The organism is Anatilimnocola aggregata (genome assembly GCF_007747655.1).
Classification (GTDB): domain Bacteria; phylum Planctomycetota; class Planctomycetia; order Pirellulales; family Pirellulaceae; genus Anatilimnocola; species Anatilimnocola aggregata.
This window is the reverse complement of record NZ_CP036274.1, coordinates 1,156,520-1,182,133: the sequence shown is the minus strand read 5'-3', so window position 1 is coordinate 1,182,133 and position 25,614 is coordinate 1,156,520. Positions and strand designations below refer to the sequence as shown.

Sequence of the window (25,614 nt, the reverse complement as noted above, 5' to 3'; positions counted from 1 at the left end):
GTTTACATCCTAAAGTCTAAGGCCAGTTGTTTCGACTATGACGCCGATCTTGGCGTCATGCCACACCCTCACGTATAAAAAGCCACTCCCTTGGCAATGCCAAGGGAGTGGGCCGAAACAAACTTCCAAACTTGTGCCGGTTCACGTACAGAACGTTCGCCCATGTTTGGCGGACAATTTGAAAAACCGCCTGACGCCGCATTAGGACGGCGGGCCAAATCAGCACGACATCAATTCTACTGATGGCGGCGGAAAGTCTAATACCGTTTCGAGGGCGGCGGATTTAGGAACAAAAGAGCCGCCAGCCTAATAGCCATACAACAACTGGATGAGCCAAAATTTTGGGGAAGCAATTGCCATATATAAACGATCATATAAGGCATACCTCCTAAGGATTTTTTAGAACATAAATTGACGACTATTCTTCAGTTGGTAAAATAGAGGGCGTGAGGTCAGTACAACGAAATGATCCGCCCCGCCGCAATTTATTTGGCCCCCGACCTCACAATCAGGGATTGTTGCGGCGGGTCTTTTGCTTTCTTGAGTGAGGTCAAGACAATGACAATTTACGCTGACCCGAAACGATGGGCGGAAGAGGATAAAGCGAAGCGAGCCGCCGAGCGCCGGATAACCTTGGCCCGCCGATCACAACCCAAAGATCACAAAGGCTACAAACTGACACGCCGCAATAACTGGTTTGGCCACTTGTGCTATTTCGTCAAGCCTCCGAGCGGTAAGGCTGACGAATGGCATTGCTGGGGAATTGATGCCGCCACAAATAGCAAGGCATACGGCGCAACCATTGCCAGCCTAGTCGCACGGCTCGAAGCGGGGGAATGTGGCTTAGATGGCGACACGCTGGCGATTCTCTTAGCCGATGCCAAGCAACGAAAGGATCATTACCAGAGCATCGCAAAACACTTGGCGGAAATTGAAACCCAGCGGGCGAAGATCATCGCCGAAGGCAAAGACATCATTGGACAATTGACGGCACTCGCCGCAGCAACGGGCCAAGATCAGGAGATTAACAATCAGACCGTCAGCCCAAGAAGAGGCGAAGATTGTACTTATGTTGTTGTCAGTCGATTCGTCACGCCGCAGGGCAAAATTGAGACCCGCCGAGACACAACTACTTGGAGTTGAATAGGTTTGTTTTTCGTGCATGAGGCACGCAGGTTGAAATCGAGTTTTTGAAATGGAAGCAGTAAAGCCCCGCCGAACTCGGCGGGGCTTTACCTTGCTAGCTACTTGCACTGGAGTTAGGTTGATCAGCCGTTTTTCGATTCACAACTAATACGGCAAGGGTTGAGCAACGACGACGGCGGGAATTCGGTAAAACAAGGCATGGGCATCGGGCTAGTGATCACGTTCTCGCACATCGGCATGCTACCGGTTTGCGGTTGCAGCGGCTGCGTGATGATTGGCTTCACGGGAGCGTCAGCGATGGAAGCGGTTCGGAAAGCTCAAGAGCGACAAGAGGCAAGAGAAATCGAGGCCAGGAAGCTCAAGAAGTAAACCCAAAATTTTGGGTTCGATCAGCCATACAAGATGTGCAAATATCAAAGCCCCGCCGAGTTCGCCGGGGCTTTGTTTGTTAAGCACTCAGAATTCCATAGGCCGACTTGTTGCCAGAATCGTACGCCTCTTTCAGATCAGTATCACTGATATTGCACGCCTCACAGACTTTCCGCACGCCCCGATTGAAATGGTGAAGGAACGTTTGTGGCCTTCCACGCTCAATCCACTTTTCGGCGTTTCGGAACGCCTTCACTGCATCGAGGTAACGCCGATCTTTGCCATCGTACAAGTATTGTGACGACGTTTGTGGCCGTACGGTGGAATCAACTAAGAAACGCTTTGTTTCGGAGAACCTGACACCCGCCGAGCCATCCCTATTCAGAATCGTGATCGGCGTTATCTCGTATAGCGTACCCTCGGGCGAACGCCAAACAACGTGCGGGACTAGGTGGATAATGTCGCCTTTGTATGCGACCGCCCATCCCCTGACAGCCTCGCCGCCGAACTGTTTGATACGTCCTGCGACATTCTGCCAGCAGTGATTAGCACGACATGCAGGGTCTTTTAGCGGCGGCGGATTGAGTAGTTCACTCATCAGCCACCTCCTCGGCTACTCCGCTCGGCCATCCCTCCAACGCCACGGCAATTTGCCAAGCATCCACCTTCGCCGCCAATTCCTTTAGCGGTTTTATGGCGTTGGTTACCTCGGCTTCCTCGGTGCCTAGTTCCTTGGCGACAACCTCACTATTTGCATCAATCCCAACAAAGCAGGAAATAGCGTTCCACACATCGGCGTGGGCGGCATCCATCTTGTCTTCGTTGTCCCGCTCGCAAAGGTGACACGAATCGCCGTCATCGTGGTCGCATTGTTCGTCTTCTTCCTCGCAGAACTCTATCCAACCGGGAATCGCTTCGAGTAAGGCAACCTGTTCAACAGTTAGCGTATTTTCATCAGACATCTTTATCACCTCACAAATCAGAAACCCCAATCCCTTGGCGATGCCAAGGGATTGGGCCAAAACAAACTTCCAAACGTGCGCCGGTTCACGTTTACAACGTACGACCATGCTTGGTGGAAAATATGAAAACCGCCTAACGCCCATATCTCAAAGGCGGACCAAACCAGCACGGCATCAATTCTACTGATGGCTGGAAGGAACCTAAGATAAGTTGTGGTCGTTACTGTTTAGGAAGAAAACACGAAGCGATTTAGTTTTCGTACTCCTTGTCTGCCCACGCTAGAAACTGCGTTACAAACTCGTCGAATTTCTGCTCCTTGGCAGCGTAGGCTACTGCATGATTATCGGCGAGATCGAAAGCGGGCAAGTGGCTTAAGCCCGCCTTCCTTCGTGCCGCCTCACCTATCCGCCTGTCAACGTAGCGCCCGAAATGCTCGCCAAGAGCATTTAAGTCTTCCAGCTTCTTGATCGTTGCGGCATCGCCTATCGCATCTTTACATTTCTCAATATTGCAGATCATCTGTCAAACCTCTTTAAGTAGGGTGATCGAATTCCACAAACCGCAATCACGGCTTGCTATGGTCAAAGTCTACTGATGGCAGTTAGAAAACCGGATATCACTTGTTCCGGCAAAAGAGATTCCCAGGAGTCTACCAAAACGGCTATTCTCGCTTTCATGGATTCACCTTGCCAATAGAACCAGCCCCGCCGCTCTAGTCGACGTGCGGCACTGCCAGTTTTGGGGCTGAACTGTGGTTCAGGAAGTCGACCGCACGCTCCGAAGCTACCGCCCTCGTCCCTGAAATCTGATATCAGTCTCTGCGGTCTGTTTAGCGCCTAAAAAACCTGCACTGATTAGCTCGATCCGACCACGCTTTGCACCAAGTCGGTTTGGTTTGCTTCACTCGATTTTTTGAAAAAGAGCAATGAACGCCGGCAGCGCAGTTATCGGTTGATTTTTCAGCAATCTGACGATGCCATTCCGTGAACACACAGGCAGCGATCCTACTCGCATCAGGCAACGATATTTGCGATCATTAGCGGCAGTAAAACAACTCAGGGACGATCCATGAAGCCGCAATGCGAAGAGTGCCCGCTCACCTCGAAAGACCAGCAAGACGCCGTGATCGATGCCACGATCCGGGCTGCTTATCTCGACCCTCACTCGCCAACATCGCATCGAGCGATTGCTTCGATGCTCCCTGCTTGGATCAAGGCCGATCACAAACGTGTTGGGCGGCGAGTAGGGGAGCTTATTTCAACTGGGGCGTTGCCCCAGTTAAATCGGCGAGTTGGGCTAGATGGAAAGCTACGGCAAGGGAGGAAGATTCCAAGAGCCGATGTCGCTGATGACTTCCAGCCGCAAGTGACCCTGCTCTGTGGTGATGCCGAGCAGCAACTGCGAAAGTTGGACGATGATTCTGTGGATTGCTGCGTAACATCGCCGCCGTATTTTTTGCAAATGGATGTCTGCGCCGACCAGCAGATCGGACAGGAGCAAAGCGTCGATCAGTACATCGCCAGACTTGCGAAGGTCTTCGACGAGGTTCGCCGCACCCTGCGGCGAACCGGCACGCTCTGGATCAACATCGGCGATACGTTTCGTGATGGCCAGTCGTTGCTCGTTCCGCAACGACTGGCTTTGGCACTCACCAGCCGAGGCTGGAAACTGCGAGGCGAGATCATCGTCGAAAAGTCTAACCCAGCACCTCGTCGGTATGAAGGAAGGCTTTCTCCAACACACGAAACTCTGCTGGTTTTCGCTCTCAATGTGCCGCATTACTTTGACGTGGATTCATTACGACTCGATTTTGCAGATGAGCAGAACTGGGGACTGGCCCGGCACCGTGCTCCGATCCAAGGCACGGTCTGGCGCTTGCCGCCTGTGCGCCACGAAGATGGTGGGCACCCGGCTCCGATGCCAATTGAACTGGCACGGCACTGCGTAACCTTGGGATGCCCTCCAGACCGCACAGTTCTCGATCCCTTCGCCGGCATCGGGACCAGTCTGATTGCCGCCGTGGAGAACTACCGCCACGGCATCGGGATTGAACTCTCTCCCTATTATCTCTCCCTGGCCCGGCAGCGGCTTCCGAAGTCTTCATTGGTCTAGGGCTCTTAATGGGTCGTGCTCCGAAAGCGACGACCTAACTCTCGATACCGCCTTCTTTTCGGTGTCGGCAAGGCTGAGCCTCGGCCTTCTTGGCTCATTTTGCATGAGCCTTCTTCACGTTGGTGGCAAGTCGAACTTGGGAGGTCCAAGTCCTTCCTTCCCATTTTTTCCAGAACTCCGACGGGCGTGTAGGAAATCAGAAAACCTGGGATGTCCAGGCGAAGAAATCCGGCCTCAGCGGGAGCAACGAATGATCAGCAAGTCAAGATTTCGGCGAAATCGGTCTTTTGCCCAGCTTACCGAGCAAGATCGACGGGTGTGTAGGAATTCAGAAAACTTGGGTGGTCCAAGTTGATTCCTTTCCATTTTTCCAAGTTACGACGGGTGTCAAGAAATTCAGAAAACCTGGGCAGTCCAGGCCAGAGAAATCGATCCAAGGAACCAATTTGAATGACCCTGAACAAGTACGACTCTCACGCTGCAGCCGACATTTTCCCCCTCGCCCAAGGTCTCGAACTCGATGCGCTCGCCGCAGACATCAAGACGAACGGCCAACACCATCCGATCATCCTTCACGAGGGCAAGATTCTCGATGGACGCCGCCGTTACCTCGCCTGCTTGACGGCGGAGATCGAGCCAAAAATTTTGGCTTGGGATGGCAAGGGCTCGCCGCTCGATTACGTGATCTCCATGAATGTGCATCGACGCCACCTGACCAAGAGCCAACTTGCCGTTGTCGCATTGCGAGCACTGCCTTTGTTGGCGGTGGCGGCGAAGGAGCGACAACGGCAATCAAGTGGCCGAGGCAAAAAGGGAGCGCAAGAATGCGCTGGCATGAAGGGCAAGGCAACTGAATTTGCAGCAAAACTGGTCGATTGCTGTCCTCGGTTGGTAGAGCAAGCAAAGTCCATCCAGGCGTCCCGTCCCGATCTCATTCCCCAGGTCGAATCGGGAGAGTTGACGATCTCCGAAGCCTACGCCGAATTTCGTGGCGTCGTTCCGTCGAAGTGTCACGAAGACTTGCAAGTGTCCCGAGCCCGCTCATTGGCAAACATCGGCGACAAGTCAAACCGCAAGGCTAACGACGCCTACTATACACCGCTTCACGCCATTGACTCCCTGTTCGCTAGAGAGGCATTCCACGGGCTGACTGTCGAGCCTGCCTGCGGAGACGGACGGATTGTGGGAAGGCTTCAAGCGATTGGCTGCGAAGCCTTTGGAATTGACATTACTCAGGGCGTGGATTTTCTGACTCACTCGTTTGTCGACTTCGTTACCCAAAATTTTGGGGAGCGGGAGATTACGAACTTCGCAACCAACCCGCCGTGGGGAAAGAAGACCGAGTTCATCGAGCGGGCGCTGTCGCTTGCTAAATGCAAAGTGGCGATGTTGCTCCCGCTAACCGGCCTGACCTCAATCGAGCGAATTGAACACTTGAGCAATCCAGAATTTCCGCTCAAGTGTCTCTACATCTTTCGGAAGGCCGTGCAGTTCGACGAGGGGCGAACTGATAACGGCAACGGAATGCTCTATTGTGCTTGGTTTGTGTGGGAGCGTGGTTACGTCGGGAAGCCTTTCATTGATTGGATTGCGCCAGAGGAAGAAGCCACGCCCCTGCCGCCGTCAGGAGTTGAACCTGCACTTCCGCCGCCGCACACTCGTCCGTTGCGGATTGCAGCGCATCCCGATGGCTTCCGGCCTAAGGTTGAGTATCACTGTGGCGACTCAAAGCAGGTGCTCGGCAACCTGCCAGCAGACTCGATTGACTGTTGCGTGACCAGTGTGCCGTACTACTTGCTTCGTGATTACGGTTGCGAGGGACAGATCGGACTGGAACCGAGCGTCGGTGATTGGGTATCAAATCTGCTAAACGTCTTTCGGGAAGTTCGCCGGGTGCTTCACGATAAGGGAACCTGCTGGATCAACGTTGGCGACCCGTATGCATACGGAACTGGGTCATTCAACTCGCACGGTCGAGATAAACATTGGACCCCAGGCATCGCTGAAGCCCGCCTCCAGATGGCTCGCAATCGACCTGTTCACCCCAAGAGCCTGATGTTCGCTCCTCACCGGCTTACAGTTGCTTTGGCAGAGGACGGATGGATCGGTCGGGCGGAGGTCATCCTTCTAAAGCAGGCGGTCGATGGCTGCAAAGACCGTCCGATCAGGACACACGAGTACCTATATCTGTTTACGAAGACCACCGACTATTACTTCGACACCGACAGTCTGCGGGTAGCGTATTCGTCCAAGACAAGCGAACGGGGTTATTCAGCCTCGCCACGTCGCCGGAAGTCTGAATCACGTAAACCCGAATATGAGCTTCATCCTCTCGGCAAACTCCGTGGCTCTGTATGGCCCGCTGGCCCGGCATCCGGCGCTGGAGACCATCCAGCGCCGATGCCTCTGCAAGTTGCCGTCGATTGTGTTCGAGCAGGCTGCCCAGAAGGCGGAACTGTACTCGATCCGTTCGTAGGCAGCGGAACGACTGCAGTTGCCTGTGTCGAGAATGCCCGGCACTGCATCGGCATCGACCTGAATCGAGATTATCTCGACATCGCCATGAAACGAGTGCCAGGAGCGAAGATCGCCTGAACGATTTGATCCAAACGCCCGCACATCGGCCAAACACCACCTCGCTCCAGCGAGGTTTTTTATTGCCCATTTCCACTTTTTTTAGACCTGAAGGAGAAAGCAAGTGAGTAAACAAAAACGGTATGGAGAGAACTCGAAGCAAGTCGCTTTGAAATTGGACGGAGAAATGCACGAGCGCCTCGTGGCCATGCAAACAAGCATGGCTCAACAGGGAGTCTTCGTGGAGCTTTCGAGCCTGATCCGATCAGCGATTGCAAAGTACCTCAAAAACCGCCTCGTGATTTTGGAGGAACCGAATGAGCAGCCTTAGCCTACCAATAAACAGGTGGTCGGCTAGGCGTTTACATGTCCCCAGAAACACATCTCATTTTTAACCAGGAAATCAAATCGCATGAGTAAATCATCAGTCAGTCGTAGCAAGCCCATTGGAAAGAACAGGTCCGTTGACGAATCGTTTCGGCCCTACCTCGCCTTTGCGGAGGCAAAGCTCAAGGAGCGACGAGTAATGCCGGTTACTGAACTGGAGGAATTGATCGCCACCAAGTTTGCGAATGGGTTGAATGAGAACAAGGTGCGGGGTAGCAGCCGTACTCGTTGGCAGAATCTCGTCGATTGGGTCAAGGCCACGCTAACCAAGCGGGGCCTTACTCGGTACGTCTTCTGCGGCTCCATCCGGTGCATTGCCTACTTTGAGCCAGCCCAGTTTCCAACAGTGACGCCACAAGAAGCCCACGCTACGGTTGAAGCGGCCATTTCTGAGACCGTCAAGACTTTCACTGGCTGCAAACCTCCGGCAACCAAGGTTGGTGATTGGCTTCATGCCAGAGACGGCGGAATGATTGCGCTGATTGCTGATGCGATGGCTCAGGAGGATGCGACAGCCACGCTCGAAGACTTGCGGAACGAATTGGAGTCGGGGCTCGGCAGCCTCCAATACCTCCTCGACCTGGGCCACGGGGATCGCACTCTCGGAGCCCCACTCCCCGAGGGTTTTGATGATGACAACGGCTAAGCTTCACAAAGTTACTCATCCCCTCGTGAGAACGGCGGGGGTGAGTAATTGTTTCGTGCATCGCACAAGGCGTAGGCACGAAACAGAGCGTTGACGATTCGGGCTGACCCACGAGCGGAACACCCTGGAATATGCTTTTCGTTGCCCTGCGTTGCGCAGACATAAAGCGGCTCTATGACGGCTTTCCATTTGGCACAGTAACTCTTCTCAGCGGCTGACCGGAGTTCGTTCACGAACATCTCACGGGTTATAGATTCTGTCATATTTCTTTAGTTCCAAAACCGAGAGGGATGATCAACAACAATGCCACAGGCCCTAAAGAGTACCAAGGGACTGCCAACAACCTAATACCGCTCTCAGGGCAATGCATCAGACACTTCAACCGCATCGCACCAGCGCCGTCGGCGCATACCGGGGTCATCCCTGGGTGATAATAGCCAGATGGCCGCTTTAGGCCGATTGAATTGTCCTACGTGCCGGATGCTTTTGTCGTCGTCTGCCTGAAAGACCGTATATAGCCACTACGATCCTGTCCCTTACTTACCAGTGTTTTGATCCATCACCTCTGTGACCCGGACGTAGCCCCAATCTAAGATCAACTAACTTATCCGTTGCCGGGAAAACTGTTCTCAGAAGAACAGAACACTGTTTGGGTGATATGATCCATCCCTAAAGCAGAACAGACCACACATCATTAACGCCCCTGGAGGTCTTCCGACCGGCGAGAGCAGACGAGTTCAGTCGCAGGTTAAGTGACCGAAAGCACTTGATAACGCAGTTCCTTTTGCTGAGACATTACTAAGTCAGCCTTATTGCTGCCGATCCACGAACGGACTGGCAAGCCGGTGTAAGGGTCTGCGAGACACAACCGGGCACATACCTCAATATATCATATCGTAACAGCTTATCTTTTTCTTAACTAAACGACAAATGAAGTGTTATTCGTGCGAGACTTTGCTGATAGGCAAAGCGGTTTTGCTAATAAAGCGACGGGGCAACTGATATCAGGTTTTGCGTCCTGCCCCGTTAGAGTGTCTCCAGCAGACACACAATGTGCCTGCGTCACGTTTAGACCAGGAACACAATTATGAAACGACGCACCCTAAAACCGCTACAGCCATTTCGCTGGGTCGGCAGCAAAATGACTTTGATGCCTCGAATTGCAGAGCTTCTTCCGCCGCACGAACGCTACGTTTCTTTGTTCGGAGGGTCAGGAGCAGACATCGTAAACAAAGCTCGGTCGAGGTTGGAAATCTACAACGACCTGGACGACGACGTAGTTAATGTGTTTGCAACGCTACGAGACGATAAGACACGCAAACGACTTTGCGAAATGATGATTCTTACGCCGTACAGTCGTAGTCAGTATCGCAAATGCCTCACGATTCTGCAGTCGAATCCGAGTGACCCTGTTGAGCATGCCTGGGCATTCATTATCGTGACACTATTTGGCTTTGTTGCAAAACCTCCGAGGTATGCCAAACCGGGTGCATTCACCATTAACAATCGCATCCCGTGGGCGAGACGCTGGACACACGTAACGGAAACCTTGGGGCATATTGCAAAGCGATTCCGAGAGGTTGTAATCGAATGCCTCCCCTGGCAGAAAATCATAGAAAAGTACGACGATCCAAGCACTCTCATTTACGCCGATCCGCCATATTTGCACGAGACACGGGTTGAAAAGCGGCTATATCGTCATGAAATGAGTCGAACTGACCATGCCGAGTTACTAAGACGACTCGTCCGGTCACAGAGCAAGGTTGTTCTGTCTGGGTATAGAAGTCCGCTTTACGACGAGGCCCTAACGGGGTGGCGACGACTAGATATGGATGTCAGGTGCTCCGTGACGGCCAGCCGACGCAGGCCACAACGCACCGAGGTGATTTGGACGAATTTCCATCACGAAGGTGGGGAGATGTTGTCGGATTGGAGATCGCTGCAAGGGGCTAAGGCGAAACCGAGGGCGCATTCTGGAAAGGAATACGAATCTGACGACTTCGTGCTGCTAAGGCAGCTACTTGCGTCGGCCTGTCCCCAAGACGATGACGGTCACTTGTCGGTTGCCGGTTAGCAAGGGTGACCGAAGTTAATTGGCTCGGTCCACCACACTGTGGTGGATGGGGCCATCTCGCCTGCGTGACGGCAATAGGAGTGTGCTTGGCAGTTAATAAGCCTTTGCCGGGCGGTGCGATCAAGTTTTGTGGGCGTGTTCGGCTCTTGTGAATGCCAACAGCCTTGCCATGCTTGCGGTTGGGCTGCGGTAATACATGCTGACCACTGCCAAGTGCGTTCTTCCGTCAGTAAAAATGGAGTGGTTCTGAATAGATATCAGCGAAAGGTATCTGTTCCATGCCGAAGTACATCGAAGTAACGCACCAGGGCGAACGTAAGTGCCTCGCCCATTGGGCAAAGCACGCCGGCGTCAAATATCAGACGCTCCTAGCAAGACTGCGAAAGGGTTGGTCGTTTCAGCAAGCAATCTCCACGCCGCCACAGCCAATGGGAGTTGCAAGTCGCACACACGGACAATCAGGTTCCAAAGAGCATGTGGCATGGCTTGCGATGAAACGACGTTGCTCCGACCACCGCCGTCACAATGCACATCGCTATATCGGACGTGGAATCACCGTTTGCAGCGAATGGCAACATGACTTCGAGGCTTTTGTCAGTCACGTTGGCCCAGCACCGACTCCGAAGCATTCTCTTGGCCGGATCGACAACTGCCGTGGTTATGAACCTGGAAATGTTCGGTGGGAGACGGCATCGCAACAGGCTCGCAATCGAGGATGATCGCCGCTGATAATTAACAGAAAACAAGCTTCAGGAAATTCGATCTCGATCCGAGTTATGGATAGCGAACTGTGAGTGACAGTCGCACAGGAAGTATTTTCAACACGGATGCAGCCTCGTCACCGAGTTCGGTGACGAGGCTGACTGCATTTAATAACCAAGTGATGAGTAACGTAAACATGAGTAATAACAGAGCCGCAAAGGCGGCAGCAGAGTTCGTTGGGAAATGCCTTTTCCACCGGCATCGAGGGGTGCTCGATTGTGGAGACAAAGTGATCCTGTACGGAAACGACGGCTACGAAAAGGACCAGCGAAGCCAAGAAGAGGTCGAGTTAATCAAGCGATACCTCGCAGATCGCAAACTCGAAGTGTCGGAGTTTGGCCAAAGCACGGAGGGATTCTCGTGGGCAATCGTTGTCAGCAACCGCCAGAGGAATCGCATCAGCACCAACACGCTAGAGAAGCGGCTTTGGGAATGCTGGCAGCAAGCGTGCGGAATCGAGGCAGTGAAGGCGTAATAAATCAGCCGAAGCCCCTTCTCTGGCCAAGGGCCAGAGATGGGGCGGAAGGCTTCAAAATAGAAAGCGAGAACTAGCATGACTTTAGAATTGAAAAACAGGCCGACCTTGGAGGCCATGAAAACCGGGCGAGAACGAATGCGCCAGCGATGTGAAGAGGTGACGAAAGCAATCTTGAAGGAAGCGGGCGTCGAGTCCGTCGAGTATCACGATAAGGGATTGCGAGGACTTGCCATTGTCAAAAAACGGTACGTCTACGTCCCTACGCCAACCACTCGCCGCAGGCTCTACATCGTTGCCCACGAAGCCGGTCACGTTGCTCTGAAGCATACGGGAAGTCTCCCCGTGCATCGGAAAGAGTATGAGGCCGAAATATACGCCCATGATGCCCTTCGCAGGCATGGTGTCGCAGTGCCAGCCAAGTCGACGATTCGAGCGAAGCAATACGTCGCTTACAGAATTCGTCAGGCAGTGGTGAGAGGGGCAAAGGCGATTGACCGGGAGGCACTTCGATGGACCAGAGGATATTGGCACTGGAAGGTCGAAGATTGGGTTGCGGCGCACTACCCTCGGATGGTGCCCCGATGATCCGTGGAGAACTGACCATCGGTGAATTGAGTTGCCGATTTGATGCCGAACCCTGGTTCGAGCAGGCGGACTTCGACGAGATCAATGAGTTGTCACTCGGAGGCTGGGGAAGGTCTTCGCCCGCAGCCCACGTCGCCGCATTCATCGGTGCGAACGATGACTGCGATCTGGCCACGGTGTTTGCCGCACTGACTCGAAGCGGAAAGGCAACTTGCTTCGAGTGCCGCATTTCCAGAGTTGATGCGGACGAGTGGCTTGTTGCACGGGAACGTCAGGCAGCTTTGTTGGAATGCATTTCTGAAAACACTTCCCGGCAACGGGAAGTGTTTTCGGGGCAGGCGTACCGATAACTGGCGAGGTTACCCACCAAACTTGAAGCCAAAATTCTTGCTTTGGAACTGGAAGCCGTTGTAGTTGAAGTTCTGATTGAAGTTCTTGTTGCCGTTGTTGTGGTGACCGTTGTTGTGGTGACCGTTGTTGTGGTGACCGTTGTTGTGGTGACCGTTGCTGTGATGGCCGTTGCTGTGATGGCCGTTGCTGTGATGGCCGTTGCTGTGATGATTCCCGCCGCCACCATGTCCACCACTGTTACCGGCAAGAGCGGACGATGCAAATAGGCCGTTCAGCGAAAGGATAGAAACCGCAACCAAAGTAAGAATTAAACGAGTCATGGCACAGCTTCCAAGGCAAATTGTGAAGGCGAAAGCTACCGGAGCAAACTGCTGAGGCAACTGAACTTGTCTATGGCTGTGAGCGTGAGACTGCCAGAAATGTTTCAAGGCAAAATGGCAGTTAGCGTGAAATCTGGCGAAAGTGGCGAATTTGCCCTGTTTTGCGGTTGAAAATAGCTGACCTGGAACGTGCAGGGTCGCTCTCAAGGACAGCCCCAAGCCGGAACGGAAGATCGCAACGAGTTCGTGGAGCGAGTGCGATCAGTCCTAGTCTTGGCCTCGCAGCAGTGGCTTCTTGGTGAATTGAAACGGGGGCGACCGTTCGCATCTTCAGTCTTCCTCAGTCGCTTGCCGCAACTTATCTTTCTGTTCGTCTGACAGTTCTCGCCAATCCTGATCCAAAAGCCCCGCAGCCAGCGCCCACAACAAGTTCAAGCTCACTGCCGGTTGCTTCTGTTTCACCAGCCGATATGCGAGGGTCGGGCCGATGCGTTCTAGTTCCGCAATCGTGGTGATCTCGACTTCACGCAACCATGTCGCACTGGCTGGACCGAGATTTCGGAGGTTTTCAATTGGCTCGTTCAGGTCGTTCTCGGTGCTGGAGAAACCTACATCTGCAAACTTGGCTTCCAGTTCCAAAAGATGTTGGCCAGTCGCCGTGTGAATGACGACGGCTTGGTTCCGTCCGGAACTTTGAACCTTCCTGACGCCGTGGCCGAATCCTTTGAGACGACGACGTGCTTCGGAGGGACTGACATTCACGAAGAGATGTGAGCCTTTGGGAGTGGCCATCGTTCATCACCTTCCGATCCTCGGAATGAATCTGCCTGTCGTCGCCATGTAGTCCCGATACTGCCTTCCAAACCGTTCGATCAACATCTGCTCTTCTTTCGGCGTGCGAACGGCAAGCAAAGCTAAAACCGCCACACTGCTGATGCCAATAAACCAATTGGCGGTCAGCAAAGTCACGGAAGCCATCAGCAGCGCCGCCGTCACATAGAACGGATGTCGGACCCAGCGGTAAGGCCCGCTTGTGACCAACGTGGCCTCCGACCTCGTGACCACGGTGTCGGTAAGGTTCTTGCCCAGGCTCGATAGCGTCCAGTACATCAAGAGCGAACAGAGTGCGCCCGTGACCACGCCGGTCCATCGCAGCCATGCCGGCAACGGCATGGCTGCCCACTGAAAGTATGTCGGGAAGAACAGGTAGCCGAACGTGCTGATCCACAGGACCAGACCCGCCAATCGCAAAACAGTGGCGGACAGATAGCCTTCATCCTTGTGCGAAATCTTCTCGCCTGACTTTGCCGCTTGGAGCCGGTGATACACGGTGACGACCATCGTGAGGACGATCACGACCACCAGGGCGATGCGGAATGAGGTTTCATTCATAGAACACCGCCAACCACACTGTCTTCTCTTTCGGCGTCGTTCACTCGAACCGATGGCTCAATCTTGACGATCTACGGACTATTTCAACGGCAAGTCTTCCGTGGTCCCGTCGGTTCTCACATGGGTGGCTTTGGAAACGACGCCGAGAAAGCCCAGCCTGATTTTGCTTCCGCCAGCAAGATCGTATTCGTAGGTCAAAAGGTAGAAGTTCGTGCTGACCTTTTTGCGATCTGGTGCCCCGAACAGCCTTTCAACCTTGGCCTCTGTGAGTCCTTCGGCCAGATTGGCCTTAAAGTGTTCGAGTGTGCGAGGCTTCTTCTTCGTCACGCCATCCAGAAGCTCCCACATCGCCTTGGTCGGCTCGTCATCAACCACGCCCAACTCGGAATTGATAGTCCCGTGCGTTTTGCCCTTGGCTGCAACTACCCTCGCTGAGATGCCATTATCCTTCAACTTATCGGCCAGCCAGTGAGCTTGGGCTTTGGTGTCGGCACGCTCGGCGACGTGGAGGATAAGAAACGGCGGGATATTCTTTTGTCTGGCGACGTAGTTGAACGGCGAGCATTCCCGCTGCCATTGTTCGTTGTCGGTGAAAACCTCCTTAATCATTGCGGGTGACGTATCACCGCCGTCTTTGACTCGTTTAGGAATGTCATAAAAAGAACTATCCACTGGCACGCAGCCCTTGAGGATCGAGAGCGACAGCATCTCTGCTTTCAAGTAGCTTGCATCGGTGCTGACCAATGCAGCGATGTGCGCCCCTGACGAATGCCCCATGACGATGATCGAGTTCGGATCGCCACCAAACTCCTTGGCATGATCGTGAATAAAGCGGATCGCCTTGGCGATGTCGCTCGCCATTTCCTTCACTGTCACGGTTGGAACGAATCGGTAGTTTGTTGCAACGAAGGTGAACCCCTTGTCCACGAAGATTTGCGGCTTGTCTTTCACGCTCTTCTTGTCGCCCGCCTTCCAGCCGCCACCGTGAATCCAGAAGACGATTGGCCGGCCTTTGCCCTCGGTCGATGCATAGACATCAAGCGTCTGCCGTTCATTCTTCGTCTCGGAATAAGCAAGGTCACGATGGACCTTGGGTTCGGCTGTGAGGAGAGGAGTGGTGAAAAGGAGGAAAAAAAGTAGAGAGATGACACGCATAGTTGCCTCTGGTTATTTTGCTTGTTAATTCTGCCGCTTTTTGGCTGCTTCACTGCGTTTCAGCGGGTTCTTCTTTTCAGACCCGCTGCTATCACCACTAAGAGGGAAATCAACGGTCATCGCCCTGCCACCACAGCTTTTTGAACACCGGCTGCGGCCCCGCCCAGCTTTTGCTGCCGACCAGTTTTTCGCCCTTGTCGAAGTACGCACGGAATGAGAGCAGATCAACGTTCTGCCACAACAACAGAGTCTCACCGTCACTGGCTTTGAAGTCCTTCGGCTCCAGCGAGACAGTCTGCGTTTCCTTGCCACCGTTGAGCTTCACGACCGCCACCAGTTCTCTCTGCTTGCCCCGGTATTGTCGGAAGTAATTCTCAGTCAGCACGATCACGAGTTCATTCGGCTTCTCGGCCTGGACCTCGACCGTGAGCCGTTGTCCTGGCTGGCCTTGCCATTTCGGATCACTCAGCTTCCTGGTCGAGAACTCCCAATGGTGCGGGTTGTCTGCGGACAGCGTGTACCAGTCCCGCCAGCCGTGGGTGAAGTCATCAATTACCGGGTCGGCCTTGTCGGTGGCGCTCGCACCGTTGGCGGCGACTTCCTTGGAAGCAACCGTGTGCAGCATCGAACTGAGTGCGAACCGATCTGTCGGTCGAGCGTGAGGCTCGGACTCGGACTGCTTCAGTTTGTACACGACGTTGGCGAAGGCGAAGAGTGGCTGATCGACGCTCAGGAGCGGCAATTTTGCCGTCCAAGTGTCGCCCGACCTTTTTGCTTCCGCTGACCGCCAGAATCTCGCCCTTGGATCAGGATCGACCGAGTAGTAGATGTGGACCTCGGCCACTTCCTGCGAAGAATCAGGCATGACCTCCAGCATTGGGACGTGATCCTTCGTATCGAAGATCAAGTTCGTTTCCGGCGTCTTCGGGAAGGTAAAGTTTCCCTTGAGATGCTGATCAAACCAGAGCGGCCTTGTGACGGCGAACTCTGGCGTGAACCGATGGTTCATGTGCGGAGTGAACGAGTACCGCACGTCCTTGTGTGGAATTAACTCGCCGGTTCGGTAGGTGTCATCCATGATGCCGTGGAAGTCGTTCGTCGCACCGAGCCACAGGACCGGCGCTTTGATGAGCGGCGCATACGACTCGAAGCCGAGTGTGGCGTCAAACAGCTTTGCATCGCCGTTTGGCGTCTGAGGTCTGTGCTGCGGAAGTAGAGGCCAGGGCTGAGTGCGAAAACCCGATCCACCCACGGACGGCGCTGCTGCCTTCACTCGCTCATCAGTTCCGGCGACATAGACGGTGAGGTTTCCGCCCATCGAGTGGCCGTAAACGCCGAGCTTGTCTGGATCGACTTCCGGCTGCTGCTCCAAGAAGGTCAAGCCTCGACGGCAGCCGAGCGTGAGGAGATACCAGTTGTTGTTACGGGGTGACTCAACAGGATCGAGATACTTCTCGCCCGGCTTGAGATTGAAGTAGCCCGGTACGTTATTCTGGGTCGGATCGACGGCTCCCCAATCAGTGTTCGGTTCGCCGTCCTTGGCTTCTTCCATTTCCCGCCCGCCCCAATTGATCGAAAGGCAAGGGTAGCCACGCTTGGCGTAGAACTCTACTTCATGCAGAAATGCCCTCTGTCCACCGCCATGAAGATGGAGCAAGCCCGGCAGCTTACTGGCCCCCTTGGGAAAGGCATAAAACGCCGCCATGCGGGCCGGTTTGTCTTTGAACGTACCGATGCGGTAGGTGACGTAGCGGTAAACGATGCCGTCCTTTTCCCATTCCCGAACGAATTTGGCGTCGATGTCGTCCTTGCGTGGATCGAAATAAGCGAAGAGTTGCTTGACCGTGTTCGGAGCGTCAGCGGCAGATGCCTGCCTCGGCCCCACTGCAAACACAACCAAACACATCAGGAGCATCATTCTCATCGCTGTTCCTCAGATTTGCGTTCCACAATGAAACTTCTCAGATTCTCGGCATCATCCGTTCCGACACGCAGTGTGCCGTTTCGCAATCGAAGCACTACGCAATCACAGCCCCATAGGTTCCACACCCAACCGTCACGTATGCTCATGTGGATGCCCCAACCATCGAGCAACGTCGTCTTGCCAACTTCAACTTGCTCGACGTCATCGTAACGCACAGTTCGATGAAAGAGCGGCAAGGGGCCGAAGCTGATCGACAGATGATCTCCTCCATCGACCACCGTCAGATGGTGAAACGCCGCCGCTAGAACGAGGACGATGAGGCCAGTTACGGGAAATACCCACGCAAGCACCGGCTCCTGTCGCAATACGCAGGTCAGGACGAGAAACGTGATTGCCAAGCCATATAGCAGCAGGCAAAGCGGCGCACGTTGAGTGTGGTGGTAGGTGGGCATCGGTTGGTGTGATCGTGACCGACGATGAAGGATCAAGACCGTGCTATTCGGAATCGACTTCACCACTATCCTGCGGTGTTCGTTTCCTCGTAACCAATAGGCTGACCAATCCTGCTACAATTACCGCCAAGTAGAACTGACCTGTGATGGCTTCGATCCAGGCGCATGTTCGTGTGGCTGCCGAAATGGGGACGACATCTCCGTAGCCCACGGTTGTCAGGGTGACAAAGCTGTAGTACGTCAGCACGTCGGACAGAGGCCGAGCAGCTTCACCCACTGGAGCAAGCGATTGGTCGATTTCAAAGGAGCCGGGCCGAAGGCTTTCGATCATTGCGTAGAGAACGGCCCATCCCAGCCCAAGAAATAAGTAACCGCAGACCGCACCCAGAATGCTGTCGAATGAAATTGAACGGGAGCCGAATAGCGACTTCACGATCAGAACCGCTGAACCAAACAAGAACAGCACTTCGCACAGATGCCCCAAGAACAAAGGCCAAGCAGCGATTGCACCTGGAAGAAGATGGCCGCCAAGCGACAACAAGATGGATGGAATGCCGAGCAAGAGGGCGAATATCCTTTGCTGTGGCTCAAAGCACAGCGAGACAATCGCAGCCAACATCAGAACCGACATCAGTCCATCGAACCACACGGCGGAAAGACCGAAGCCGATCAAGATCGGTGGACCAGCCAGCAGCACCAAAAGAATGGCGAGAAGTAAGCCGAATCTCCGCTCCTTATATCGCTGAGGCCACGCTTCATTCATCAGTCCCGCCTTTGCTCGTAAAACACCGCCAACGCTTGCTGCAAATAAGTTACAAGTGCGAACCTGCCCGGTAAATGAGTTCGTCGCCGGAGATTGCCGGTGCAGGCGGCGGGGAAATGAGCTTTTCAGCGAGCCTCTTGCCCCGAATATGCTAGCAGGCCGGTAAAGCATTATGGCGAAAGAAGGTCCAGGTGAAGGATGAGGGGAGTCTTGCCGAAGGAAGAAGTGGCTCATCAAGTTCACCCCTGATAGCATCGTACCCAACCCAAGCGAGATCGGCATGGAATCGCCAGACAAGAATGAGTTAGTAGTTCCAGCCAACACGGCACAGTTGCTCGAAGAACTCGAACTACTCACGAAGCGAATCCACATCAGCAAAGAGCATGACCTCGACCGAGGCCAGCAAGGTTCGGTCGTCAACGATAAATGATGGGCAGATTGGTATCGGCTGCGAATGACGACGAAGCCCAGACGGCTCGCTATTCCGGCTCTCAGCTACTTGATCGCTTGCAGTCTCTTCCTCAACGCCGTGTATCTTTGACCGGAATCCGCTCGACGCACGGCCATGCTCAGGGCCTTTCTTGACCCCACCAGTACCACGAGCTTCTTGCCTCTGGTGACCGCTGTGTAGAGCAGGTTGCGTTGCAGCATCATGTAGTGCTGCGTGTGGAGCGGAATCACGATGCAGGGGAACTCCGAACCCTGGCTCTTGTGAATCGACAGCACGTAAGCCAAGGCCAGTTCGTCGAGATCGCCGAAATCATACTCGACTTGCCGCCCCTCGAAGTTGATCGTCATTACCTGCTCGATACGGTTGATCTGCTCGATGATTCCCAAATCGCCGTTGAACACATCTCGGTCGTAGTTGTTGACGGTTTGAATCACTCGGTCCCCGATACGAAACGTCCAGCCAAATCGCTGTACTTCGGGTCCGCCGTCGCCTGGGTTGATCGCCTTTTGCAGCACTTGGTTGAGGTTCCTGGCTCCCAAGACAGACCGATTCATTGGCGTCAGGACTTGGATGTCGGATTTCGGGTCGAAGCCAAAGCGGGCCGGGATTCGTTCTTTCACTAGCCGCACCAACATATCTTGAATGCCTTCAGGTTCGTTCGACTCGATGAAATAGAAATCGGTGAGTTCCTCGGACTTGGACGGATTCGGCATCTGACCGTGGTTGATTGCATAGGCGGCGGTGATGATTCGGCTTTCAGTTGCTTGCCGAAAAATCTCGGTCAGTCGCACAACAGGAACCACGTTCGATGAAATCAGATCGGCCAGCACGGAACCAGGGCCAACCGAGGGAAGTTGGTCCACATCGCCAACAAGGATCACGCAGGCTTCGCTAGGAATGGCTCGCAAGACTTGGTGACCGAGAACGACATCAACCATCGAAGTTTCATCCAGCACGAACAGGTCACCGGTCAGTAGGTGTTGTGCGTTGCGTTTGAACTCGCCGGTGGCTGGATCAAACTCAAGGAGCCGGTGAATTGTCTTGGCCGTGCGTCCAGTCGTTTCTGCCAACCGCTTGGCTGCTCGGCCCGTCGGCGCTGCCAGCACGCAGTTCATTTCCTTGGCCGAAAAGATTTCGAGGATGCTGCGAACGAGCGTCGTCTTGCCAACACCTGGACCACCCGTGATGACGAGCAGTTTTTGCTGACATGCTTGTCGAATCGCTTCTTGCTGTGCTGCGGCCAATTGAATGTTCAACCGCTGTTCAACCCAGGCGATTGCTTTTTCGACATCAAATCGTGGCAGCGGATGTGGTGTGGCTGAGGCGATCCGATGAACCGATTGAGCCAGCCCGACTTCGGATCGGTGGAGGTTGGCGAGGTATAGCCACGGCTCGCCCTCAACAGGTTCCCGAATCACGCTTCCGTCATGGACCACGCTCCGCACGGCATCAGCGATGATCTTCTGCTCGATTTCGACGAGCTTTTTTGCATGTTCCATCACACCCGGCTCTGGATAACCACAATGTCCCTGACTCGCCAATTCTTGCAGCGTGTAACGCACCGCCGCCCTCGCTCGGTACGGGCTATTGCGGTCGATGCCCAAAGTGGCTGCCAGTTCATCGGCGGTCTTGAAGCCGATGCCACGGATGTCATCGGCTAGTTGGTATGGATTCTCTTTGATTTTGGCTATGGATTCATGGCCGTAAGTGCGGTAGATGCGGACTGCTCGGCCTGACGTGATCCCATGCTCAGTCAGAAACAAGGTGATTTTGCGAACTTCTTTCTGCTCATCCCAGCTTTTGCTGATTCGCTTGAGGCGTTCTGCACCAATGCCTTTCACATGGAGCAGGAAATCAGGAGCCTGCTCAAAGATTTCCAGCGTCCGCTCCTTGTAGATCGAAACGATCTTGGCGGCGATTTTTGGCCCAATGCTCCGAATGGCTCCCGATGCGAGGTATTTTTCGATGCCTTCCGCTGATGCCGGGTGCGTCGTTTTCAGTTCGTCGGCTTTGAACTGCTGCCCATGCTCTCGGTCGATCACCCAATGACCGGTTGCCTCGAAATGTTCGCCCGCAGTTACGGACATCGTGCTGCCCACGACAGAAACAAGATCGTCACGTCCCTTGACCTTCACCCGCAGCACCGCAAACCCATTGTCTGGGTTGTGGAAACTAACTCGTTCGATGATTCCCTTCAGGGTTTCGGACATGTTGAGATAGTCGTTAATCCGGTCGCAGTCGATGCCGCATCAATCTGGCTGAGAGCCAAGCCACTGCGCTAATTCTTTCAAATCAGCGGCATTCATTCCCGTGATTAGCTCCTGCCGGTGGATGCCGTGAACAGCGAGAATGTGATCCTGATGAAACACGATCTCGTCACCTTGGTTCAGTTCGTGGAGTCGAGTCTCGTACAACGGATTGTCTACGATTCCCTTGAAGTAATCTTCCTCTCGCTCGATGATCCGCACCCAGAAGTCTTCGCCCCAGCCCCGTGACGGAACATTCTGAGTCGGCAGCGGAAGCAAAGTCGCCGGATGTGCGTGACTTAGAATCGGCTTGGTGATCTCCCCGTTGCAGGTCGGGCAAGTGCATTTCTCTGGAGCATCTTCATGCACGGAAAAACGGGGCGAGTCGATCCGCAGTTCGACGAACTGCCCGATGTCAATGTGCTTCTTCAAGACCGGGTGCGGTATCTGGAATCGCTTGCCGTTTTCGGCGTGCATGGCGACTCCATCGACTAACTCATAGCCATTGGCGAGTCGCTGTTCATCGAATACTTGTTGCAGGGCTTGCCGAGTCATTAGCGTTCCTACTTCTCCCGCTCAAACGTCACCAGGATAGCCACCAGTCGGTATCGAGGTCTTCTCCGTCATTCACTTACTATCCCCTGCTTCAGAGAACGTCTACTTTCGGTGTTTGCAGTATCCCTTTGATTCTTCGACGGGAGATTTGTTCTCCAAATCAATGTCGTTGAAACTGCTTTTCTTGCCCCACCCGAAGATTTTCTCGAACAGCGGCAACAGGCGGTTGTTCTCAAGACCCTTCTGAAAATAGACCTCGTGTTCCTTCTCCTTCATTCCCATTTCGTACAACACTTCGTCGTGTTCGGTGATCCCAACTTCGTTGAAATAGCGCATCATTACGAAATACTCGCAGACGTTTCCGCTTTCCAATCGTCCGGCGAAGTAGTACGGCATGAACCAGCCAATGACGTAACAACTCGCCGAGATGATCCTGCCGATGACGTGATATTTGATTTCGTTGTACCGTGATGGCAAAATTTCGTATCGCCCCATGATGGACAGAACTGTCTCTCGGTGTTGCCACTCGTCCAATTCGATTTGCTTGATCGCCACTTTCTCGCCTGGGTTCTTCACCGAACCGGCGTGGCCGATGTACGCAAATGCCGCTGCTTTCTCGGCTGAATAAGCCAATTGAAGGAGCCTCACGAGTTTTGGATGCTCAATCTTGACTGACTCGTTCACCGTGCAAGCTCCATCACGTTCCGGCAAGATGCTCTGCGTACAACCGACAATGGGCATGGCGTCATTCAACCGCCATGCACCTTGCTTACGATCTTGTCCATTTCTGCGGCGGTGAAGGCCCGGCAGGTGGTTGTGTGGACGTTGCCCATCGCTCCGAGATGCAGAATGGCGGCGGTCGCCGTTTCATCATCCGGGGCTTCCAAGATCAAGAGGCCGTCGTGTTCGCCCAAGGTCCAGTAGATGTCCTTGACTTTCGCACCGAGCTTCTTCGCCTCGGCCTTGAAGATCGCCGCCCGCTTGGTTGTGTGGTCGATGTCTTTGATGCCCTGCTGCGAGAACTTGATGTTCGTGATGAAAGTTGCCATCTGGTGAGTCCTGCGTTTCGGGAAAGAATCGCTGCAAATGCCGTGATTCTACCCGGTTCGGCCTTGAGTCGGTTGGATCGGACGACGTGCGGCAAAGGATGAACTGGCAGGAAGGCCCGGAACTTTGCCAGCCCATCAGCCGCCTTAACCTGCGACGGAAGCCCATCTGTCGAAGATGATCGCCCGCCCCTGCCAACGGGTTTCGCCTTTTTCAATGACCAGCTAGGCTAACCGTGCATCTAGCGAGCTAACATCAAAGGAAGACAATATGGCGAAGAAGAACATGAACAGTCGGAAGCCAAGTGGAACAGCGGGGATCGCAGTGACCGAAGACCCGGCTGAGCTAAGTCAGGCCCCAGAAGCGATGACGACCGCAGCACCCACCGCCGAAAAGAGTCCTGCACGTCCCAAGGTCAAAGCGAAAGAAGAACAGCCGTCCAACGGCAATGTCGGAATCGGCGACATTCGTAAGGCGGCGGCATTTGCCAACTCCGTTGGTGGACTGGAGAAGGCCATCGCCCTACTCCAAATCTTGAAAGTTGCGAAAGAAGTGCAATAGCCTAATGGCGATTGAGAATTGGATGAAGGGAATCAAAGCGGCGTCGAAGTATCTGCTGGCGATCTTGATGATCGGTGTTGGCATTTTGCATTTCGTGCAGCCCGAATTTTTCGTCAAGATCATGCCGCCGTATTTGCCTTTTCATCTGGAACTGGTCTACCTCAGCGGCTTTTTTGAAGCTGCTATGGGACTGCTTCTCCTCGTCCCACGAACTTCAGGGATGGCGGCATGGGGGATCATCGCTCTGTTGATCGCCGTCTTTCCGGCAAACATCTATCTCTACCAGCACCAGGAATTGCTTCCTGCATCGCCGATGGTTCACTTTCTTCGATTGCCGCTCCAGGGCGTGTTCATTCTGTGGGCATATTGGCACACGAGGCCAGAATCTTGAGTTGGGTCGCAATTGCGTATTCTACTCCGCCAAATTCTCTCTGTAGAATCGAGTCCCTGACTGAACAACGAACGCACAATCTGGGCAGCCCATGACTGACGCCGAACCCAAAGGCTGCTTGGCAGCGATCTTGAGTCTCTTTGGGATCAGCCTCGGTGGTCCCGCAAAGGTCAGTGTCGAACTGCCCTACCGCCAGCGTGACGACTTTCTCTCAGCAGCCGAGCTTTCGTTCTATCGGGTTTTGGCAACGGCCCTCGGCAATCGAGCCGTGGTGTGTCCCAAGGTGAGTATTGCCGACATCTTTTTCGTCGTGCGACCCAATGAGAACCAGAGTTATCGAAACAAGATCGACCGGAAGCACGTCGATTTCTTGCTCTGCGATCCAATGACCATGAAGCCTCGATGTGGGGTCGAACTCGACGACTCCAGCCATGCTCGACGTGATCGGCAGGAGCGGGATGAGTTTGTCGATGAAGTATTCGAGGTCGCTGGACTACCACTTGTTCGAGTTCCGGCGAAGTCGGCCTACAGCCCGGCTGCATTGTTGGCGTTCATCGAGCCGCACCTGAGCGGCCCGGTGGCAAACTCGTTGCCGCCTGATGTCCAGTCATCGGGACCACCGGCCTGCCCGAAGTGCGGCGTATTAATGGTGGAGCGAGTGGCAAAGAAAGGGCAGAGTGCGGGCCAGTCATTCTTTGGTTGCCCGAACTATCCGAAGTGCAGAGAGATCGTGCAGAGCCTTTAGGCGAATCCCATGAGCAAGCAATCCCTCTCCACCCTGGTCGCCATCTACCGCCGCAAGCACGGCCCTCGAATCGCTACCTACCTCGACTACTTCACAGAACTCCAATCCCTTGAAGACGCCATTCGATTCGCCTGCCACGGAAAGGACGGCAAAATCCACGGCCACCAGCATCTCGTCGGCAAGGAGAAGCTGGAGCAAGCCCGCAAAGTGCTTCAACGCCACGCCGACGAGATCATGGCCTGTAAGTCGTTCGACGATCTGCACACGCTGGTCGAGAATCGAACTAGCAGCATCGACCGCTTCGGTGTCCTGGCCGTTTACGACACATCACTTCGGTTAGGGGCGCATTTGGACCTCTGGCCCGAAGTCGTCTATCTCCATGCCGGGACGAAGAAGGGCTGCAAGGCGCTGGGTGTAATGACCAAGGGTGGCACGGTCGAAATGGAGAAGCTGCCGAAGCCGGTTCGGGCGCTGGAGCCGTATCAGGCCGAGGATTTTCTTTGCATCTTCAAGGATGCGTTCGCTGGGGTTGAAAGGAAGGTAAATGGGTGTTTGCCAAAAGGTCGAGGCATTCTGAAAATGGAAAATGACGAGCTTGAACAAGTAAAGTCACTGGCGTTGGCCTTCCGCTCGGCCATTGAGCGCTGCAAGCTGAGGCTGACCTGCATCGCATTCACGGATTTTCCTGTCGGCTCTTGCAGCGAAACAAGCGACCTCTTAGGGCGATTTCTTGAATCAAAGGGATTCTCCGGTTGGACTTACGTTTCCGGTCTTCGGGGCGACCGTACCCACCATGCTTGGCTCACAAAGGATGGGGTCTGCGTAGACATTACCGCCGACCAATTTGGAGATGCTCCCGATGCAGTTATCGTAGACCCCGATTCGACTTGGCACCGACAATTTAAGATTGTTCGACAAAGGCCCCCAGGGGCAGCTTGTCCCCAGCCCGAATTTCGCTCAGAGATTGAGGAGACATTTCGGTTGATCCTTGAAACGATAGACGTGGAGGAACGGGCTAGTGGCAATTCGGTATAGGTTAGCCCATGACGAGAAACTCGGCACCAGCGGAAACAACGGGGAATCGGAGGAATTCTTGTTTTGCCATGTGGCGTTCCTCTGCGGTCACGTCGCACATTCACCTGCACGTAAGTGGTGTATTCCACCG

General features: G+C 54.1%; 27 protein-coding genes. 13 read left to right on the top strand and 14 right to left on the bottom strand.

Annotated elements, in window-relative coordinates; all coding sequences use genetic code 11:
• Nucleotides 1–558 precede the first annotated feature (558 nt).
• Nucleotides 559–1,143, top strand: coding sequence for a hypothetical protein (locus tag ETAA8_RS04590; protein WP_145085545.1), 585 nt, complete (start codon nucleotides 559–561; stop codon nucleotides 1,141–1,143).
• Between the two features lie 451 nt (nucleotides 1,144–1,594).
• Here ETAA8_RS04590 and ETAA8_RS04585 read toward each other — a convergent pair whose 3' ends face one another.
• From ETAA8_RS04585 to ETAA8_RS04575, 3 genes are all read right to left on the bottom strand, one after another.
• Nucleotides 1,595–2,113 (bottom strand): hypothetical protein, encoded by a 519-nt coding sequence (locus ETAA8_RS04585; protein WP_145085542.1) that lies wholly within the window; start codon nucleotides 2,111–2,113, stop codon nucleotides 1,595–1,597.
• Complete coding sequence (locus ETAA8_RS04580) at nucleotides 2,106–2,537, bottom strand: hypothetical protein (protein WP_145085539.1); 432 nt, start codon at nucleotides 2,535–2,537, stop codon at nucleotides 2,106–2,108. The genes ETAA8_RS04585 and ETAA8_RS04580 overlap by 8 nt, the downstream gene beginning before the upstream one ends.
• 190 nt (nucleotides 2,538–2,727) lie before the next feature.
• Nucleotides 2,728–2,997, bottom strand: coding sequence for a hypothetical protein (locus tag ETAA8_RS04575; protein ID WP_145085536.1), 270 nt, complete (start codon nucleotides 2,995–2,997; stop codon nucleotides 2,728–2,730).
• Nucleotides 2,998–3,546: 549 nt separating this feature from the next.
• Here ETAA8_RS04575 and ETAA8_RS04570 point away from each other — a divergent pair.
• From ETAA8_RS04570 to ETAA8_RS34345, 7 genes are all read left to right on the top strand, one after another.
• Nucleotides 3,547–4,590, top strand: coding sequence for a DNA-methyltransferase (locus ETAA8_RS04570; RefSeq protein WP_145085533.1), 1,044 nt, complete (start codon nucleotides 3,547–3,549; stop codon nucleotides 4,588–4,590).
• 450 nt (nucleotides 4,591–5,040) lie between these two features.
• The gene (locus ETAA8_RS04565; protein WP_145085530.1) at nucleotides 5,041–7,185 is read left to right on the top strand and encodes a DNA methyltransferase; all 2,145 of its coding nucleotides are present in this window, start codon (nucleotides 5,041–5,043) and stop codon (nucleotides 7,183–7,185) included.
• Between the two features lie 103 nt (nucleotides 7,186–7,288).
• Nucleotides 7,289–7,495, top strand: a complete 207-nt coding sequence (locus tag ETAA8_RS04560; RefSeq protein ID WP_145085528.1) for a hypothetical protein — start codon at nucleotides 7,289–7,291, stop codon at nucleotides 7,493–7,495.
• Nucleotides 7,496–7,576: 81 nt separating this feature from the next.
• The gene (locus ETAA8_RS04555) at nucleotides 7,577–8,197 is read left to right on the top strand and encodes a hypothetical protein (protein WP_145085526.1); all 621 of its coding nucleotides are present in this window, start codon (nucleotides 7,577–7,579) and stop codon (nucleotides 8,195–8,197) included.
• Between the two features lie 1,087 nt (nucleotides 8,198–9,284).
• Nucleotides 9,285–10,271 (top strand): DNA adenine methylase, encoded by a 987-nt coding sequence (locus ETAA8_RS35795; RefSeq protein WP_145085523.1) that lies wholly within the window; start codon nucleotides 9,285–9,287, stop codon nucleotides 10,269–10,271.
• A 991-nt stretch (nucleotides 10,272–11,262) separates the two neighbouring features.
• Nucleotides 11,263–11,508: a hypothetical protein gene (locus ETAA8_RS04545; RefSeq protein ID WP_145085520.1), complete on the top strand. Its 246-nt coding sequence runs from the start codon at nucleotides 11,263–11,265 to the stop codon at nucleotides 11,506–11,508.
• A gap of 527 nt (nucleotides 11,509–12,035) precedes the next feature.
• Nucleotides 12,036–12,446, top strand: coding sequence for a hypothetical protein (locus ETAA8_RS34345; RefSeq protein WP_202921556.1), 411 nt, complete (start codon nucleotides 12,036–12,038; stop codon nucleotides 12,444–12,446).
• A 9-nt stretch (nucleotides 12,447–12,455) separates the two neighbouring features.
• On the opposite strand, the gene ETAA8_RS04540 is transcribed toward ETAA8_RS34345, so the two are convergent.
• The 7 genes from ETAA8_RS04540 to ETAA8_RS04510 all read right to left on the bottom strand — a co-directional run bounded on the left by ETAA8_RS04540 (nucleotide 12,456) and on the right by ETAA8_RS04510 (nucleotide 18,687).
• The gene (locus ETAA8_RS04540) at nucleotides 12,456–12,767 is read right to left on the bottom strand and encodes a hypothetical protein (RefSeq protein WP_202921555.1); all 312 of its coding nucleotides are present in this window, start codon (nucleotides 12,765–12,767) and stop codon (nucleotides 12,456–12,458) included.
• 330 nt (nucleotides 12,768–13,097) lie between these two features.
• A complete protein-coding gene (locus tag ETAA8_RS04535; protein WP_145085514.1) occupies nucleotides 13,098–13,559 on the bottom strand; it encodes a TfoX/Sxy family DNA transformation protein in 462 nt (153 codons plus the stop codon).
• 6 nt (nucleotides 13,560–13,565) lie between these two features.
• Complete coding sequence (locus ETAA8_RS04530; RefSeq protein ID WP_145085511.1) at nucleotides 13,566–14,159, bottom strand: methyltransferase family protein; 594 nt, start codon at nucleotides 14,157–14,159, stop codon at nucleotides 13,566–13,568.
• A 78-nt stretch (nucleotides 14,160–14,237) separates the two neighbouring features.
• A complete protein-coding gene (locus ETAA8_RS04525) occupies nucleotides 14,238–15,314 on the bottom strand; it encodes an alpha/beta hydrolase (RefSeq protein WP_145085508.1) in 1,077 nt (358 codons plus the stop codon).
• A 109-nt stretch (nucleotides 15,315–15,423) separates the two neighbouring features.
• Nucleotides 15,424–17,238, bottom strand: coding sequence for an alpha/beta hydrolase family protein (locus tag ETAA8_RS04520; RefSeq protein WP_145085505.1), 1,815 nt, complete (start codon nucleotides 17,236–17,238; stop codon nucleotides 15,424–15,426).
• A complete protein-coding gene (locus ETAA8_RS04515; RefSeq protein WP_145085502.1) occupies nucleotides 17,235–17,690 on the bottom strand; it encodes a hypothetical protein in 456 nt (151 codons plus the stop codon). Before ETAA8_RS04515 ends, ETAA8_RS04520 begins: the two co-directional genes overlap by 4 nt.
• A gap of 43 nt (nucleotides 17,691–17,733) precedes the next feature.
• Nucleotides 17,734–18,687, bottom strand: a complete 954-nt coding sequence (locus ETAA8_RS04510) for a potassium channel family protein (RefSeq protein WP_202921554.1) — start codon at nucleotides 18,685–18,687, stop codon at nucleotides 17,734–17,736.
• A gap of 46 nt (nucleotides 18,688–18,733) precedes the next feature.
• Between ETAA8_RS04510 and ETAA8_RS34340 the strand changes: the two genes are divergently transcribed.
• Nucleotides 18,734–18,883, top strand: coding sequence for a hypothetical protein (locus ETAA8_RS34340; RefSeq protein WP_202921553.1), 150 nt, complete (start codon nucleotides 18,734–18,736; stop codon nucleotides 18,881–18,883).
• A 65-nt stretch (nucleotides 18,884–18,948) separates the two neighbouring features.
• Here the strand turns inward: ETAA8_RS34340 and recD2 are convergent, their stop codons facing one another.
• The 4 genes from recD2 to ETAA8_RS04490 form a co-directional block, all read right to left on the bottom strand.
• The gene (recD2, locus tag ETAA8_RS04505; protein ID WP_145085496.1) at nucleotides 18,949–21,114 is read right to left on the bottom strand and encodes an SF1B family DNA helicase RecD2; all 2,166 of its coding nucleotides are present in this window, start codon (nucleotides 21,112–21,114) and stop codon (nucleotides 18,949–18,951) included.
• 39 nt (nucleotides 21,115–21,153) lie between these two features.
• Entirely contained in the window at nucleotides 21,154–21,705 is a 552-nt protein-coding gene (locus ETAA8_RS04500) for a hypothetical protein (RefSeq protein WP_145085493.1), read from the bottom strand.
• A 102-nt stretch (nucleotides 21,706–21,807) separates the two neighbouring features.
• A complete protein-coding gene (locus ETAA8_RS04495; protein ID WP_202921552.1) occupies nucleotides 21,808–22,446 on the bottom strand; it encodes a ferritin-like domain-containing protein in 639 nt (212 codons plus the stop codon).
• Nucleotides 22,447–22,454: 8 nt separating this feature from the next.
• Nucleotides 22,455–22,754, bottom strand: a complete 300-nt coding sequence (locus ETAA8_RS04490) for a GYD domain-containing protein (protein WP_145085492.1) — start codon at nucleotides 22,752–22,754, stop codon at nucleotides 22,455–22,457.
• A gap of 268 nt (nucleotides 22,755–23,022) precedes the next feature.
• Between ETAA8_RS04490 and ETAA8_RS04485 the strand changes: the two genes are divergently transcribed.
• The 4 genes from ETAA8_RS04485 to ETAA8_RS04470 all read left to right on the top strand — a co-directional run bounded on the left by ETAA8_RS04485 (nucleotide 23,023) and on the right by ETAA8_RS04470 (nucleotide 25,484).
• Complete coding sequence (locus ETAA8_RS04485; protein ID WP_145085489.1) at nucleotides 23,023–23,313, top strand: hypothetical protein; 291 nt, start codon at nucleotides 23,023–23,025, stop codon at nucleotides 23,311–23,313.
• 22 nt (nucleotides 23,314–23,335) lie between these two features.
• Nucleotides 23,336–23,704, top strand: coding sequence for a DoxX family protein (locus ETAA8_RS04480; protein WP_145085486.1), 369 nt, complete (start codon nucleotides 23,336–23,338; stop codon nucleotides 23,702–23,704).
• 91 nt (nucleotides 23,705–23,795) lie between these two features.
• A complete protein-coding gene (locus tag ETAA8_RS04475; RefSeq protein ID WP_145085483.1) occupies nucleotides 23,796–24,449 on the top strand; it encodes a DUF2726 domain-containing protein in 654 nt (217 codons plus the stop codon).
• 9 nt (nucleotides 24,450–24,458) lie between these two features.
• The gene (locus ETAA8_RS04470; protein WP_145085480.1) at nucleotides 24,459–25,484 is read left to right on the top strand and encodes a hypothetical protein; all 1,026 of its coding nucleotides are present in this window, start codon (nucleotides 24,459–24,461) and stop codon (nucleotides 25,482–25,484) included.
• Nucleotides 25,485–25,614: the final 130 nt, after the last annotated feature.

Coding starts and splice junctions, on each gene's coding strand:
- ETAA8_RS04530 (WP_145085511.1), bottom strand. CDS start 14,159: ATGAATGAAACCTCATTCCGCATCGCCCTGGTGGTCGTGATCGTCCTC.
- ETAA8_RS35795 (WP_145085523.1), top strand. CDS start 9,285: ATGAAACGACGCACCCTAAAACCGCTACAGCCATTTCGCTGGGTCGGC.
- ETAA8_RS04485 (WP_145085489.1), top strand. CDS start 23,023: ATGGCGAAGAAGAACATGAACAGTCGGAAGCCAAGTGGAACAGCGGGG.
- ETAA8_RS04585 (WP_145085542.1), bottom strand. CDS start 2,113: ATGAGTGAACTACTCAATCCGCCGCCGCTAAAAGACCCTGCATGTCGT.
- ETAA8_RS04590 (WP_145085545.1), top strand. CDS start 559: ATGACAATTTACGCTGACCCGAAACGATGGGCGGAAGAGGATAAAGCG.
- ETAA8_RS04535 (WP_145085514.1), bottom strand. CDS start 13,559: ATGGCCACTCCCAAAGGCTCACATCTCTTCGTGAATGTCAGTCCCTCC.
- ETAA8_RS04510 (WP_202921554.1), bottom strand. CDS start 18,687: ATGAGCCACTTCTTCCTTCGGCAAGACTCCCCTCATCCTTCACCTGGA.
- ETAA8_RS04475 (WP_145085483.1), top strand. CDS start 23,796: ATGACTGACGCCGAACCCAAAGGCTGCTTGGCAGCGATCTTGAGTCTC.
- ETAA8_RS04555 (WP_145085526.1), top strand. CDS start 7,577: ATGAGTAAATCATCAGTCAGTCGTAGCAAGCCCATTGGAAAGAACAGG.
- ETAA8_RS04495 (WP_202921552.1), bottom strand. CDS start 22,446: ATGCCCATTGTCGGTTGTACGCAGAGCATCTTGCCGGAACGTGATGGA.
- ETAA8_RS04480 (WP_145085486.1), top strand. CDS start 23,336: ATGAAGGGAATCAAAGCGGCGTCGAAGTATCTGCTGGCGATCTTGATG.
- ETAA8_RS04520 (WP_145085505.1), bottom strand. CDS start 17,238: ATGAGAATGATGCTCCTGATGTGTTTGGTTGTGTTTGCAGTGGGGCCG.
- ETAA8_RS04570 (WP_145085533.1), top strand. CDS start 3,547: ATGAAGCCGCAATGCGAAGAGTGCCCGCTCACCTCGAAAGACCAGCAA.
- ETAA8_RS04565 (WP_145085530.1), top strand. CDS start 5,041: ATGACCCTGAACAAGTACGACTCTCACGCTGCAGCCGACATTTTCCCC.
- ETAA8_RS04540 (WP_202921555.1), bottom strand. CDS start 12,767: ATGACTCGTTTAATTCTTACTTTGGTTGCGGTTTCTATCCTTTCGCTG.
- ETAA8_RS34340 (WP_202921553.1), top strand. CDS start 18,734: ATGGAATCGCCAGACAAGAATGAGTTAGTAGTTCCAGCCAACACGGCA.
- ETAA8_RS04525 (WP_145085508.1), bottom strand. CDS start 15,314: ATGCGTGTCATCTCTCTACTTTTTTTCCTCCTTTTCACCACTCCTCTC.
- ETAA8_RS04500 (WP_145085493.1), bottom strand. CDS start 21,705: ATGACTCGGCAAGCCCTGCAACAAGTATTCGATGAACAGCGACTCGCC.
- ETAA8_RS04515 (WP_145085502.1), bottom strand. CDS start 17,690: ATGCCCACCTACCACCACACTCAACGTGCGCCGCTTTGCCTGCTGCTA.
- ETAA8_RS04575 (WP_145085536.1), bottom strand. CDS start 2,997: ATGATCTGCAATATTGAGAAATGTAAAGATGCGATAGGCGATGCCGCA.
- recD2 (WP_145085496.1), bottom strand. CDS start 21,114: ATGTCCGAAACCCTGAAGGGAATCATCGAACGAGTTAGTTTCCACAAC.
- ETAA8_RS04470 (WP_145085480.1), top strand. CDS start 24,459: ATGAGCAAGCAATCCCTCTCCACCCTGGTCGCCATCTACCGCCGCAAG.
- ETAA8_RS04490 (WP_145085492.1), bottom strand. CDS start 22,754: ATGGCAACTTTCATCACGAACATCAAGTTCTCGCAGCAGGGCATCAAA.